Here is a 13,266-nt window from a genome sequence, read left to right as displayed (position 1 = left end):
GGAGTGTTTAGACAAATATCTAAATAATTGCCAAAGGTATTTGCTCAAGCGAAAAATAGTTAGACATTTGCCTAAATAACTAACCGCTCTTGAACGCCCTCTTCAAAGCCCTCAACGACCCTACCCGCCGCGCTATCCTGGAGATGCTGCGCGAACGGCCCTGCACGGCCGGGGAAATTGCCGACGCCTTTCAGTTTTCCAAGCCCACCATCAGCCACCACCTCGATTTGCTGCGCCAGGCCGACCTGGTGGCCAGTGAAAAGCAGGGCCAGTTTGTGCTCTACACCCTCAACATGACGGTGATGGATGAGTTGCTGGGCTGGCTGCTGCAATTCAAATCCTAACGTTTAGCTAGCTCCAATCCTATGAAAACGACTTTCTCCCTCTGGCATATTCTTTCCCTGATTGCCCTGGTGCTGCCCACTGCCTACCTGGCGTATTGCTGGAATGTGCTGCCAGCCCAGATTCCTACTCACTTTACTGCGAATGGAGAGGCCAATGGCTTTACGGCCAAAGAAAGCATGTGGTGGCTGTGCCTGGCTTTGCCGCTGGGCTTGTACGCGCTGCTGCAGTTCCTGCCCCGTCTCGACCCCAAAAAGCACCTAACGACGACGAGTGTGAACTACCAGAAGCTGCAGTTTATTATGCTGGCTATGATCAGCGGCGTGAGTTTGTACAGTCTCTACGTGGCCCAGCACCCCGGCACGCCTCCCGGTAGTGGTCTGGCCCTGATACTCGGCTTGTTCTTCGCGCTGCTGGGCAACTACCTGACTACCGTGCCCCAAAACTACTTTGTGGGCATCCGCACGCCCTGGGCCCTGGAGTCGACTATTATCTGGGCCCGGACGCACCGGGTGGGGGGCTACCTGTTTTTTGGGGTAGGGCTGTTGAGCGCGGCCCTGGCCTTCTGGTCGGCGCCGGTAGCTACCACCGTGCTGGTGGCGGGCGTGCTGGTGACAGTGGTTGTTACCTATGCCTACTCCTACTACTTGTATCGGCAAATGCTGAACGCCGCGTAGCAGTTTATCCGGTAGCTCGGCTGCACGCACCTATTTTAGTAGATTTGGCAGGGCCTGCCCCGCGTTTGCTATCAACCGGCTGGCTCTGCCTACATGAAGCGTAGTTTTTTTCTCGGTTTTTTTCTGTCATTCCTGTTAGCCGTGGCCATGTCGGCTGCGGCTCAGCCGGCCTTGCCGCTCACGTTCCGTACCCTTACCACCGAGCAGGGCTTGTCGGAAAACAGCGTGTACTGCATGGCCCAGGACCCGCGCGGCTTTCTGTGGCTGGGCACTCAGGATGGCCTCAACCGCTACGACGGAGCCAGCTTTAAAGTGCTGCGCAACGACCCGCAAGTGGAGGGCAGCCTGAGCAGCAACTTTGTGCTGTCGATGGCCGTGGACAAACAGGGTTTTTTATGGGTGGGCACGGGTGGGGGTGGCCTCAACCGCTACAACCCCATTACCGGGCGCTTTCAGGTTTTCAAGCACGAGGATGGGCGGCCCGGCACGCTGGCCGACAACTTCGTCCGGGCCGTTTTCTGTGACCGAATCGGTCAGATATGGGCAGGTACCGAGGGCGGTCTGCACCGGTTCGACTCCAAAACCGGCCGCTTCCAACTGTTTCAGCATCCTGTTGCAACCACCGCGAATGTGCGCCGGAACTCCGTGCGCGCTATCACGCAGGATGCGGCGGGCCAGATATGGGTAGGCACCGGGGCCGGGCAGCTGAGCCGGCTGGACGTGGCGGCGGGCCAGCTACAGGCCCGCCCCAACTGGCAGGCACCTTCCGGCATTACGACCTTGTGCGTTGATCAGGCCAATGGCTTGTGGGTGGGTACGGAAGTACACGGTCTTCGCTTTTTGTCGTTGAGCAAAGGCCACGAAGAGCTGGTTTATCGGCACGAGCCCGGGCATGCAGGCAGCCTGAGCAGCGACGCGGTGCGCAGCGTGCTAGAAGATACCCAGGGCCGGCTATGGGTAGGTACCGACGAGGGCCTGCACCAACTCGACCGGGTCAGCAACACGTTTGCTCCGTACCGCGCCCAACTAGGGCGCCCGCACATGCTTCCCGAAAATACCGTGCAGGCCCTGTTCCAGGACCGTAACGGTCAGATTTGGGTAGGTACGGAAGGGGGCGTCGCCTCCTTCATGCCCCGGCCGGCTACGTTCACCACGGTGCCCATTACCCCGCGCCCCGACCCCGTGTGGGCCGTGTGTGAAGATAAATCCGGGCGTTTGTGGGCTGGTACGCAGGAAAGCGGCCTGGTTTGTTACAACCCGGCCACCGGCCAGCGCCAGGAGTACCGGCACCGGCCCGGGGCAGCCAACAGCCTTAGTGAAAACTTTATCCGGGCGCTGTGCTTCGACCTCCGCGGCCAGCTCTGGGTGGGCACCCAGCGCAGCGGCCTGGACTGCCTGGACCCGGCCACCGGCAAGGTGCGGCATTTCGCCCACAACCCCGCCGACCCCACCAGCCTTAGCGACAACGCCATCCGCGCTATTGCCCTCGACCCCACGGGCCAGCTCTGGATAAGCACCGAGAACGGCCTAAACCTGTTCGACCCCAACACGGGCCGTAGCACGGTGTACCGCGACAAGCCCCTGACGCCCAAAGCCAGCTTTGGCACCAACTACATTCGCATGAGCTTCCGCGACCGGCAGGGCCGCTTATGGGTGGGCACGGGTGGGGGAGGGTTGTGCCTGCTCGACCCCCGCACGGGCCTTTGCAAACCCTACCGCAACGTGCCCGGCCAGCCCCGCTCCCTCAGCAGCAACTTTGTCCGCGGCATTGTGCAGGACCGGGCCGGTACCCTTTGGATTGGCACGGAAGGCGGGGGACTAAACCGGCTGGATGATGCCGAAAAAGGACTGTTCACTACGTTCCGGGAGCCGCAGGGCCTGCCCAACGATGTGGTATACGCCCTGCTGCCTGACCGCCAGGGCAACCTCTGGCTTTCTACCAACAAGGGCATTGCCCACTTTTCGCCCACCACGCTGCAGGTCCGCACCTACGACATGCGCGACGGGCTGGCCCAGGATGAGTTTAACGCCGGCTCGCAGTGGGCGGGTAGTGACGGACGGCTGTACTTCGGCGGCATCACCGGGCTGATTACGTTTCGGCCTGGGGGCGTGCCCGTCAACCAGACCGCCCCGCCGGTGGTATTCACCGGGTTCCGCAAGTTCAACCAGCAGGTGCGCCTCGATACGTCCATTACCGAGCGGCGCACCCTGCGCCTGGGGCCGCGCGAAAACTTCTTCTCCATCGAGTTTGCCGCCCTCAACTTTCAGCTGCCTTCCAAAAACAGCTTTATGTACCGCCTGCGCGGGTTTGACGAAGACTGGATTGAAGCCGGGGCCCGCCACGAGGCCACCTACACCAACCTCGACCCCGGCACTTACCTGTTTCAGGTGCGGGCTGCCAACAACGACGGGGTCTGGAATCAGAAAGGGGCCACGCTCAAAATAGTGGTGACGCCGCCCTGGTACCAGACGTGGTGGTTTCGGGTGCTGGCCAGCTGGCTGCTGATTGGCTTGCTCTTTCTGGCTTACCGCGTGCGGGTGCGCCAGCTGCTGGCCCTGGAGCGGGTGCGCCACAACATTGCCCGCGACCTACACGACGATATGGGCTCCACGCTCAGCAGCATCGGCATTCTGAGCACCCTGGCGCGTAACCACCAGCACCAGAACCGCCCGGAGCAGGCCACGCAGCTGCTCGACCAGATCAGTGAAAGCTCCCGCCGCATGCTCGACTCCATGGATGACATTGTGTGGGCCATCAACCCCGCCCACGACTCCATGGAGGCCGTTCTCTCGCGCATGCGCATTTTCGCCTCCGATGTGCTGGAAGCCCGGGGTATTGATTTCTCGTTCACTGTAGCGCCCGACGTGCAGGGCCTGCGCCTGGAGATGCGGGCTCGCCGGGAGTTTTTTCTACTCTACAAAGAGTCCGTCAACAACCTGGCAAAGTATGCCCAGTGCGAGGAGGCGCGCATTCACCTCGACTACCAGTACAACCGCCTTACGCTGACGGTGGAAGACAATGGCGTGGGCTTCGACCCGAAAGACCCGGCCAAAGGCGGAGGCAACGGCCTGACGAATATGCGGGCCCGGGCCGCCGCCCTGCGCGGACAGCTCGACATTGTAACGGCCCCGGGCCAGGGCACCAAGCTGGAGCTGAGCGTGCCCTTGAAGGCGGCGTAAGCTCAGCAGGCATTGGTCACATCATTGTGTGAGTGGGATGGGCGGCGGGTTCAGGTATCTTTACTTGTTTTATATTCCCTCCTCGTGCCACCGTTATGGAAAAAAATACCCGGGTCCTCATCTACGAGGACAATACTGATCTACGGGCCAGTCTAAGCCAGCTGCTGGCCGGCACCCCCGGCCTGGAACTGGCCGGAGCCCTCGGCAACTGTACCCAGACCGAGGCCGACATCAGCCGCCTCCGGCCCGATGTAGTACTCATGGATATTGATATGCCGGGTATGACCGGTATCGAAGGGCTGCGCCGCATCAAGGGCGTGTCGCCCACCGTGAGCGTGGTGATGCTGACAGTGTTTGAGGACAATGACCGGGTATTCGAGGCCATCTGCGCGGGTGCCGACGGCTACCTGCTCAAGAAGACTCCCCCCGTCAAGCTGCTCGACGCTATCAGCGAGGTGCGGGCCGGTGGCGCCCCCATGACGCCGGCCATTGCCCGCCAGGTGCTCAAGCTTTTTCCGCGCACCCCGCCCAAAGCCGCCGCCCCGCCCGAAGACTCGCCGGCCAACCTGAGCGCCCGCGAGCAGGAAGTGCTCAACCTGCTGGTGGAAGGCTACAGCTACAAGATGATTGCCGCCGATCGGGGTATTTCCCTGGATACTGTTCGCTCCCACATCAAGAAGATTTACGAGAAGCTGCACGTGCGCTCCATGACGGAAGCCGTGAGCAAAGCCCTGCGCCAGGGCTTGACCTAGAACCCGGGGTGGCTGTAGTCCCAACAGTTACCTCACATCAACATGTGATTGATAGGGCGGCAGGTAGTTTGCATCTTTGTAGAGTCAGTAACGCAAGTGGATCCGGGTCGTAGCGGTGAAGCCCCAAGTCACTGACGCAGTCTACATGACATACCCGCTTCGGAGTGCGCAGTAAGGCGCACTCCGAATCAGTGGCATACCTGCCCTGCCTTTAGCTGGCACGTAGTTTTGTACTGCGGCCCTCCCATGAAAACAAACGCCCGCCGGCTGGCCAATCAGGGTCAGTCGGCGGTTTTTTTTGCCCTTCTCTGTCAGGAAAACCTATCTTCGGTATCCCCATTCAGGTAGCGCCGCCGGTTATGCAGATTTTACACAAGGTTTCTCTCGAACAGGTTTTCGTTCTCGATATTGAAACCGTGCCCTGCGTAGGCTGCCACGACGAGCTAAATGACATGCTGCAGCTGCTCTGGGAGCATAAGTGCCACGCCCTGCGCCGCGAGAAAGGCTGGCACTCCAGCGCCGCCGACGTGGAACCCCTGCCCGACCACCTGCACGCCACCAGCTTGTTTGAGCAGGCCGGCATCTACGCTGAGTTCGGCAAGGTTGTGTGCATTTCGGTGGGCTGTTTTTTCTTTGACAAGCAGGAGGAACGGTGGCGCTTCCGGGTGAAAAGCTTCGCTGACCACGACGAAAAGGCCATGCTGCGCGAGTTTGCCGCCTTGCTGGCCCGCAAGCCCAACTACCTGCTCTGCGCCCACAACGGCAAGGAATTCGACTTTCCCTACCTGGGCCGCCGCCTGCTTATCAACGGCCTGCAGCTGCCGCCTCAGCTCGACGTGGCCGGCAAAAAGCCCTGGGAAATCAACCACCTCGATACCATGGAGCTCTGGAAGTTTGGCGACCGGAAATCCTATACTTCATTGGCGCTGCTGGCGGCCATGTTTGGCATTCCCACGCCCAAAGACGACATAACCGGCGCCGATGTAGCCCGCGTGTACTACACCGACAATGACCTGCCGCGCATCGTGCATTACTGCCAGAAGGACATCATCACCACCGCCCGGCTACTCCAGAAATTCCGGGGCGAAGAACCGTTCGGCGACGAGGCCGTGATGTACGCCGATGAGCTGAGCGCCGTGATGCGCCGGGTATAAGGGTCAGGGTTGGCGCAGCTGCTGCCGGGCCAGCTCCAGCGCTTTGGTCAGCACGGCGTCGCGCTGCTGCTCAAGCTCCGGCAGGGTGTTGGCTACTGCTATGTCGGGCTGCACGCCCACATCCTCCAGCACCTGGCCGGTAGGGGTGGTGTAGCGCTGGTTGGAAAGCGTCACGTCTAGGCCGTTGGGCAGGTGTACACTGTGCATATCCGAGAGCATACCTTTGGTGGCCATGCCCACCTGCGTTACCTGGGGCAGACTGGTAAGAGCCAGCGTCAGGTCCTCGGCGGCGCTGGCAGTCTGGTCGGAGGTGAGCAGCAGCACCGGGCCAGCAAAGCGCCGGCCGGCAGCGGGCGTCACGTATACGGGCTGCGGCTCCGTGAATTGCTCGTAGCCACCTGGCCGGCGCAAGGCTTTGTAGCTTGTCAGCACCCGCTCCGGCGCGAAGTGGCCGGCCAGCTGCACGCCGCTGTGGCCCCCGCCGTTGTCGCGCACGTCTAGCACCAGTACCTGGCAGGAGGCCAGCTGGCTGAGGGCCTGCGAAAATAGCTTTTCCAGCCGCTGCTGATCTTTTTTCTCTTGCTTGTCGGTGCCAATGGCCCCGGTGATATCGGCGAAGTTGCGGGTGAGGTGCAGGTAGCCAATGGTCCCGCTGCGGCTGAAATAGACAGGCTTCTTGCCTTTGAAATCAGGTCCCAGGACCTTGAGCGGCCCGAAACCGGCGGCTTGCAGCTGCTGCCCGGCCACGCGCCAGAACTCCGGCTGCACCGCCTTGAACGTCTGTTTAAACGCGTTGCGCCGGCTTTCTCCCTTGAACAGGATGGTTTCGCCCCGGCTGATGGTGATGTGCCCGTCGTGCAGCGGTTCGACCATGCGGCTGAGTACCTGCACCAAAGAGTCCTCGGGCGTCTGGGCCGTAATGCGGGGGCGGTAGGTGCGGTACGTGGCGTCCCAGTCTACCTGCTTGAGGGGGAAGAAGGCGTAATGGTCGCGGAAAGCCTGCCAGAACACTTCGAAGCTTTGCTCAGGGAGGCTGAGGGGCGGGGCAGGAGCCTGTGCGGCGCCCAGCAGTGGGATGCCAAGCAAAAGCGCCAGAGCAGGGAAGCGTTTCATAGCAAGCAGGAACAGTAGCGGAAAATCAGCCACAAGTATAGGCCGATTCTCCTAAAATCTGCCTTCAACCAGCCCTGCTACACCCTACGTACCTCTGCGAAAAGGCTACAACAGTAGGGTGAAGCGGCAGCGCGAGGTAGTACCCATTTGCCGGTGCCTCAGGAGTGGTTCATGAAAAATGCCCCTACCGGGCGGCAGAGGCATCCTTTAGCAAAAGCGAGTGGTACGCGCAAAAATGGCTTACAGCACGCCGGCTACCAGGCCGGGTAGTACGCCCAGCAGCACGGTGAGAGCCGCCAGCAGCAGCAGGGCGCCGGATTGGAAGGTGGTAACGGGCACCGGAGTGGCCGTCGTTTCGTCTTCCGCGTCGCGCATGTACATGGCAATGATGGGGCGCAGGTAGTAATAAATGCTCACCATCGACATCACCACGGCAAACACCACGAGGCCGATGTAGCCATTCTCCACGGCGGCCGAGAAGATGAAGAACTTGCCAAAGAAGCCGCCCGTGAGCGGAATACCTGCCAGGCTCAGCATGGACACCGTGAGGGAAAACGCCAGCAGCGGGTTCGTTTTGGCCAGGCCATTGAGTCCGTTGTAATCCTCGCGCATGCGGGCATCGGCCACCAGCTTCACTACCCCGAAGGCGGCTACGGTGGCTACTGAGTAAGCCAGAGAATAGAACAGAATGCCGTTGGCGGAAGCACCTTCCAGCTGGCCGTTGTAGGCTACCAACGCAATCAGCAGGTAGCCGGCGTGGGAGATGCTGGAGTAAGCCAGCATCCGCTTGATGCTGGTTTGGGCTACTGCGCCCACGTTGCCGATGAGCAGCGTGAGTACGCACATGGCCGTGAGCGTGGGCAGCCAGATACCCTGGGCCGAAGCCGCCGGAAAGGCCTGTACCAGCAGCTTCAGGAAAGCGGCAAAACCAGCGGTTTTCACCACGGTGCTCATGAAGGCCGCAAAGAACGTGGGCGTACCCTCGTACACGTCGGGCGTCCAGAAGTGGAAGGGCGCGGCCGATACTTTGAAGCCGATGCCAATCAGCATCAGCAGCATGCCGATGTAGAGCATGGGCGTGAGCGAGGCATTCACCGGGTTCTGCACGGCGGCGCTGATCTGGCTGAGCTCGAAGGTGCCGGTAGCGCCGTACAGCAGGGCCATGCCGAAGAGCAGAATGCCGGTGAAGAAAGCACCCATCAGGAAGTACTTGAGGGCGGCTTCGTTGGAGCGCAGGTTGCGCTTGTCGGAGCCGGCCAGCACATACATGGCCACGCTCAGGATTTCAATGCCCAGGAACAGCATCAGCAGGTGGTTGTAGCTCACCAGCATGATGGCCCCCACCAGCGAAAACAGCAGCAGGGAGTAATATTCAGCCAGGTTGGCTTCCCCGTCGAGCACGTACTTCTGGGAGAACGGCACCAGCACCAGGGCCGTGAGCAGCACAATGCCCGTGAAGGCTACCGAGAAGTTGTCGATGGTGAGCATGCCGTTGAAGAACGACTGCGCACCCTGGTTCCAGTCGATGAAGTTCACCGTTAGCACCACGCCCAGGATGAGCATCATCACGGGCAGGAGCAGCCGGTTGGAGCGGCGGAACCCGAGGAACAGGTTGCCGAGGCCCAGAACGGAAAGTAGAATGATGGAATTCATTAGCAGAGAATGTAGCTGCCACGGCCGAAGCCGCAGACCACTCACAGTTTAGCGTTTTACTACCTCGTTCAGAATGTTCAGCACGCTGCCTTCCGACAGGTGTAGGAAGGTATTGGGGAACAGGCCAATCCAGAACAATAGCACAATGAGCGGCACCAGCAGGGCCAGCTCGGCGCCGGTGAGGTCGGTGAAAGTTTCGGTGAACGAGGAGTCGGGGCCGAGCATCACGCGCTGGAACATGCGCAGTAGGTACACAGCGCCCAGAATGATGGTAACGCCGGCTACTGCGCCCATCCAAGCGTTAAACTGGTACACGCCCGCCAGCAGCAGGAACTCGCCCACGAAGCCGTTGGTGAGGGGCAGGGCCACCGTGCCCAGCAGCAGCACCAGGAAGCACACCGTAAGCACGGGGGCTTTGCGGGTGAGGCCGCCCAGGTCGGCAATGTTGCGGGTGCCGGTGCGGCGCTCAATGGCGTCGGCAATGAAGAACATGCCCACCACGTTCACGCCGTGGGCCAGCATCTGAATACTGGCGCCCTGCATGCCCATCTGGGTAAGGGAGAATACGCCGGCAATCATCAGCCCCACGTGGGAGAGGGAGGAGTAGGCAATGAGGCGCTTCACGTCCTGCTGGCGGATGGCAATGATGGCCCCGTAGATGATGCCGATGATGGCCAGGATGAGCACCAGGTTTTGCCAGGCGTCAGTCCCCAGCGGCACGACCGGAATTAGCCAGCGCATACAGCCGTAGATGCCCATTTTCAGCATGATGCCCGAGAGCAGCATGGTGGCCGGGGCCGGGGCCTCGGTGTAGGTATCGGGCTGCCAGGTGTGGAAGGGGAAGATGGGCATCTTCACGGCGAAGGCCGCGAAAATCAGCCAGAATACCCACAGCTGGGTGTCGACCGGCAGGTTCAGACTGTAGAACGAGGTGAGGGCCGAGTTGTGCGCCGAGAGGCCATCAGCTGAGGGACCAGTCTGGAAATAGAGGTACACGAAGCCGGCCAGCATGAACAGCGAGCCGATAATGGTGTACAGAAAGAACTTGAACGTAACGCGGGCCCGGTTTACGCCGCCCCACACGCCGGCCAGGAAGTAAATCGGAATCAGGGCTACTTCCCACATGAAGTAGAACAGGAAGGCATCCTGGGCCGTGAATACGCCAATCAGGCCGGTTTGCATGAACAAGACCAGCGCATAGAACACCGACTCGTTCTCGAAGTTGCGACGGAAGGCGCTCAGCAGAATAATGGGCACCAACAGGGCCGTCAGTAGCACCAGTAAGAGGCTCAGCCCGTCCATGCCCACCGCAAACTGAATACCGGCCGAGGGAATCCAGTTCAGGTTGTAGCTGAATTGGCCGGTGTTGTTGGCGTTGAAGGTGAAGGCCGCGTAGGCGGCCAGCGCAAATTCAACCAGGGCTGCGCCCAGCGCCGGAACCCGGGCCGCACGGCCTTTGAAGAAGTGCAGCAGCAGGGCGGCCGCCACGGGCCAGAGTAGAAGAAGGACAGTCAGCATTAGCTAATCAAATTGTTCTTTTGGCGCTCAAATTCTTCAGGCGTCAGGACGCCTTGGTCGCGCAAGTCACGCAGCTTGGCTAGCTCATCTGCTACTGAAACAGCAGGAGCCGCAACGCTGGCGAAAGCGGGAGAAGATGAGAAGGGGTTCGAAACCGGAGCGTTGCGCAAGGCAAGGTATAGCGCAACAAACCAGCCGATAATTGACCATCCTGCAAGCAGGTTGATCAGAAAGATCATTAAAGCATCAGGGCGCTTACGGCCTAGAATGGAAGGAAGGAAATGAAGAATACAGATTCCAGGTAGCACAACCAGCATCAGTAGTAACTCAATGCCCCCCAGATCACCAAGAAATAGCAGCGTACTCTTCATTAGGTTTCGTCTCCTCTAAAGCTTTACAAAGTTCAGCGCCATCACCAGCACGATACCCACCACCATCAGGATGAGGTAGGTTTCAACGGAGCCGGTTTGCACGTAGCGCAGGAGCTGGCCCCCACCCATGGTCAGGCGGCCGAAGCCGTTCACGATGGGGTCGATGACGCCGTTTTCCACGTAGCGGAACAGGCCGCGCGAAAGCCACATGATGGGACGCACAATCAGGGCGTTGTACAGCTCGTCGATGTAGTATTTGTGGTAGATCAGGTTTTCGAGGAAGTTGCGCGACTGGCCGTCTTCCACCGGGCGCACCCCGCGGCTCACGTACTGTACGTAGGCTAGGATGATGCCTAGCACACCTGCGCCCACCGAGAGGCCGATGAGCATGAGTTCAGTGGCGTGGTCGGCGTGCACGCCGAAGGCGGCCGGGTTCAGCTGCTTGGAGTAGGTGAACAGCGGCGCGAGGAAGTTGGAGAGGTAGGCGTTTTCCTCACCCAGGAAGAAGGGCGCGTTCATGAAACCACCCACGGCCGCCAGAATGGCTAGCACGATGAGCGGCAGCGTCATTGAGGCCGGCGACTCGTGCAGGTGGTGCTTCTGCTCCTCGGTGCCGCGGAACTCGCCGAAGAAGGTGAGGAACAGCAGGCGGAACATGTAGAAGGCCGTTAGGAAGGCCGTGAACAAGCCCACCGCGTACAGCACTTTGCTGTGCTCGAAGGCGTGCAGCAGAATTTCGTCTTTCGAGAAGAAGCCCGAGAAGGGCGGGATGCCGGCAATAGCCAGGCAGCCTATGAAGAAGGTGATGAATGTAATGGGCAGGGCCTTGCGCAGGCCACCCATGCGGCGCATGTCCTGCTCGTTGCTCATGGCGTGAATCACGGAGCCCGCGCCCAGGAACATCAGCGCCTTGAAGAAGGCGTGGGTGAGTACGTGGAACAGGGAAGTGCTGTAGCCCATCACGCCCAAAGCCAGGAACATGTAGCCCAGCTGCGAAACGGTGGAGTACGCCAGCACCTTCTTGATGTCGTTCTGCGCCAGGCCGATGGTGGCCGCAAACAGGGCGGTAGCCGCGCCGATGATGGCAATAACTTCGAGGGTATCGGGGGCCAGCGTGAAGAGCACGTTGGCACGCAGAATCATGTAGATACCGGCCGTTACCATGGTGGCAGCGTGAATAAGGGCCGAAACCGGGGTGGGGCCGGCCATGGCGTCGGGCAGCCAGGTGTAGAGCGGCAACTGGGCCGATTTGCCGGTAGCGCCCACGAACAGCAGCAACGTAATGGCCGTTACCACGCCCGCGCCAATCTGCATCGTTGATGCTTTCTGGAATACCTCAGCGTACTGCACCGAGTCGAAGGTCAGGTAGATCAGGAAGATGCCGAGCAGGAAGCCCAGGTCACCCACGCGGTTGATGATGAAGGCTTTCTTGGCGGCGTTGTTGTAGGCGGTGTTCTTGTTCCAGAAACCGATGAGCAGGTAGGAGCACAGCCCCACGCCTTCCCAGCCGATGAACAGAATCACGAAGTTGGCGCCCAGCACCAGCACCAGCATGCTGAACACGAACAGGTTCAGGAAGGCGAAAAACTTGCCCACGTTCTCATCGTGGTGCATGTAGCCGATGCTGTAGACGTGAATCAGGAAGCCCACGCCCGTCACGAGCAGCAGCATAATCAGGCTGAGCTGGTCGATCTGGTAGGAGAAGGGAATCTGCATCGAGCCGACCGAAATCCAGTCGAACAGCGTGACGGTGTACTGGTACTGGAAGTTCAGGAACAGGAACACCGAAATGGCGAACGAGCCCAGCACCGCCAGGCTGCTGATGGCGCCGGCCACCGTGCCCGAGAGCTTGCGGTTGAGCAGCCCGTTGATCAGAAAGCCCAAAAACGGCAGCAGCGGAATAAGCACGTACAGAAACGTGGAGTACGGCGCGCCGGCAGCGGGGATTACAGTTTCTTGCATATAGTCAGGGACTGGGGACTCAGGGACTTGGGGCTTAGGTTTCGTTGGTTTAACTTGTTCAACTGAACAAAAAAACCAAGCCCCTAAGACCCCAAGCCCCCAAGACCCAAAACTAGAACTTCAGGCGGTTGAGCAGATTAACGTCGGTATTCTGCAGGTTGCGGTAGATCATCACGATGATGGCCAGCCCGACCGCCACCTCGGCGGCGGCCACGGCCATGATGAAGAACACGAATACCTGCCCGTTGGGGTCGGCGCGGTAGGCCGAGAAGGCCGTCAGCAGCACGTTTACGGCATTCAGCATCAGCTCCACGCACATGAAGATGATGATGGCATTGCGCCGCGTGAGGACGCCCAGCACCCCGATGGAAAACAGGGCGGCGGCGAAGAAAACGTAGTACTGAAGAGGAACCGTTTGGATAACCTGCGGTATGTTCTGGTCCATGCGGTAGCGTTGGCGGCGGAACGAAGCCCCTGCGGCCGGGGCACGACGGGGCAATTAGCTGGCAAATGTATCCTGAAAATTGGGAAATCCATACCCGGC

At 60.2% G+C, this 13,266-nt stretch carries 11 protein-coding genes; 5 read left to right on the top strand and 6 right to left on the bottom strand.

All coding sequences use genetic code 11. From position 1 onward, the window contains the following. Positions 1–89: 89 nt before the first annotated feature. The 5 genes from FY528_RS09610 to FY528_RS09590 all read left to right on the top strand — a co-directional run bounded on the left by FY528_RS09610 (position 90) and on the right by FY528_RS09590 (position 6,105). The gene (locus FY528_RS09610; RefSeq protein WP_149070783.1) at positions 90–344 is read left to right on the top strand and encodes an autorepressor SdpR family transcription factor; all 255 of its coding nucleotides are present in this window, start codon (positions 90–92) and stop codon (positions 342–344) included. Positions 345–365: 21 nt separating this feature from the next. Further along, the gene (locus FY528_RS09605) at positions 366–1,019 is read left to right on the top strand and encodes an SdpI family protein (RefSeq protein WP_149070782.1); all 654 of its coding nucleotides are present in this window, start codon (positions 366–368) and stop codon (positions 1,017–1,019) included. Between the two features lie 93 nt (positions 1,020–1,112). After that, a complete protein-coding gene (locus FY528_RS09600) occupies positions 1,113–4,199 on the top strand; it encodes a sensor histidine kinase (protein WP_149070781.1) in 3,087 nt (1,028 codons plus the stop codon). 95 nt (positions 4,200–4,294) lie between these two features. After that, on the top strand, positions 4,295–4,951 hold the full coding sequence (locus FY528_RS09595; protein WP_149070780.1) for a response regulator: 657 nt from the start codon (positions 4,295–4,297) through the stop codon (positions 4,949–4,951). Positions 4,952–5,310: 359 nt separating this feature from the next. Then, on the top strand, positions 5,311–6,105 hold the full coding sequence (locus tag FY528_RS09590) for a 3'-5' exonuclease (RefSeq protein ID WP_222931802.1): 795 nt from the start codon (positions 5,311–5,313) through the stop codon (positions 6,103–6,105). A 3-nt stretch (positions 6,106–6,108) separates the two neighbouring features. Here the strand turns inward: FY528_RS09590 and FY528_RS09585 are convergent, their stop codons facing one another. From FY528_RS09585 to nuoK, 6 genes are all read right to left on the bottom strand, one after another. Further along, positions 6,109–7,218 (bottom strand): S41 family peptidase, encoded by a 1,110-nt coding sequence (locus FY528_RS09585; RefSeq protein ID WP_149070779.1) that lies wholly within the window; start codon positions 7,216–7,218, stop codon positions 6,109–6,111. A 240-nt stretch (positions 7,219–7,458) separates the two neighbouring features. After that, the gene (locus FY528_RS09580) at positions 7,459–8,871 is read right to left on the bottom strand and encodes an NADH-quinone oxidoreductase subunit N (RefSeq protein ID WP_149070778.1); all 1,413 of its coding nucleotides are present in this window, start codon (positions 8,869–8,871) and stop codon (positions 7,459–7,461) included. Positions 8,872–8,919: 48 nt separating this feature from the next. Continuing rightward, the gene (locus FY528_RS09575; RefSeq protein WP_149070777.1) at positions 8,920–10,389 is read right to left on the bottom strand and encodes a complex I subunit 4 family protein; all 1,470 of its coding nucleotides are present in this window, start codon (positions 10,387–10,389) and stop codon (positions 8,920–8,922) included. Next, complete coding sequence (locus FY528_RS21435) at positions 10,389–10,760, bottom strand: superinfection immunity protein (RefSeq protein WP_149070776.1); 372 nt, start codon at positions 10,758–10,760, stop codon at positions 10,389–10,391. The genes FY528_RS09575 and FY528_RS21435 overlap by 1 nt, the downstream gene beginning before the upstream one ends. A 15-nt stretch (positions 10,761–10,775) precedes the next feature. Beyond that, the gene (nuoL, locus tag FY528_RS09565) at positions 10,776–12,722 is read right to left on the bottom strand and encodes an NADH-quinone oxidoreductase subunit L (RefSeq protein ID WP_149070775.1); all 1,947 of its coding nucleotides are present in this window, start codon (positions 12,720–12,722) and stop codon (positions 10,776–10,778) included. A gap of 112 nt (positions 12,723–12,834) precedes the next feature. Further along, positions 12,835–13,167 (bottom strand): NADH-quinone oxidoreductase subunit NuoK, encoded by a 333-nt coding sequence (nuoK, locus tag FY528_RS09560; protein ID WP_044004096.1) that lies wholly within the window; start codon positions 13,165–13,167, stop codon positions 12,835–12,837. Positions 13,168–13,266 lie beyond the last annotated feature (99 nt).

Source organism: Hymenobacter lutimineralis, assembly GCF_008271285.1.
In the GTDB taxonomy this organism is placed as follows: Bacteria; Bacteroidota; Bacteroidia; order Cytophagales; family Hymenobacteraceae; genus Hymenobacter; species Hymenobacter lutimineralis.
This window is presented reverse-complemented; position numbering and strand designations above follow the sequence as displayed.

Bases quoted from the DNA above. Each gene is read 5' to 3' on its own strand.
- FY528_RS09605 (WP_149070782.1), top strand. From the start codon at position 366: ATGAAAACGACTTTCTCCCTCTGGCATATTCTTTCCCTGATTGCCCTG.
- FY528_RS09600 (WP_149070781.1), top strand. From the start codon at position 1,113: ATGAAGCGTAGTTTTTTTCTCGGTTTTTTTCTGTCATTCCTGTTAGCC.
- FY528_RS09595 (WP_149070780.1), top strand. From the start codon at position 4,295: ATGGAAAAAAATACCCGGGTCCTCATCTACGAGGACAATACTGATCTA.
- FY528_RS09590 (WP_222931802.1), top strand. From the start codon at position 5,311: ATGCAGATTTTACACAAGGTTTCTCTCGAACAGGTTTTCGTTCTCGAT.
- FY528_RS09585 (WP_149070779.1), bottom strand. From the start codon at position 7,218: ATGAAACGCTTCCCTGCTCTGGCGCTTTTGCTTGGCATCCCACTGCTG.
- FY528_RS09580 (WP_149070778.1), bottom strand. From the start codon at position 8,871: ATGAATTCCATCATTCTACTTTCCGTTCTGGGCCTCGGCAACCTGTTC.
- FY528_RS09575 (WP_149070777.1), bottom strand. From the start codon at position 10,389: ATGCTGACTGTCCTTCTTCTACTCTGGCCCGTGGCGGCCGCCCTGCTG.
- FY528_RS21435 (WP_149070776.1), bottom strand. From the start codon at position 10,760: ATGAAGAGTACGCTGCTATTTCTTGGTGATCTGGGGGGCATTGAGTTA.
- nuoL (WP_149070775.1), bottom strand. From the start codon at position 12,722: ATGCAAGAAACTGTAATCCCCGCTGCCGGCGCGCCGTACTCCACGTTT.
- nuoK (WP_044004096.1), bottom strand. From the start codon at position 13,167: ATGGACCAGAACATACCGCAGGTTATCCAAACGGTTCCTCTTCAGTAC.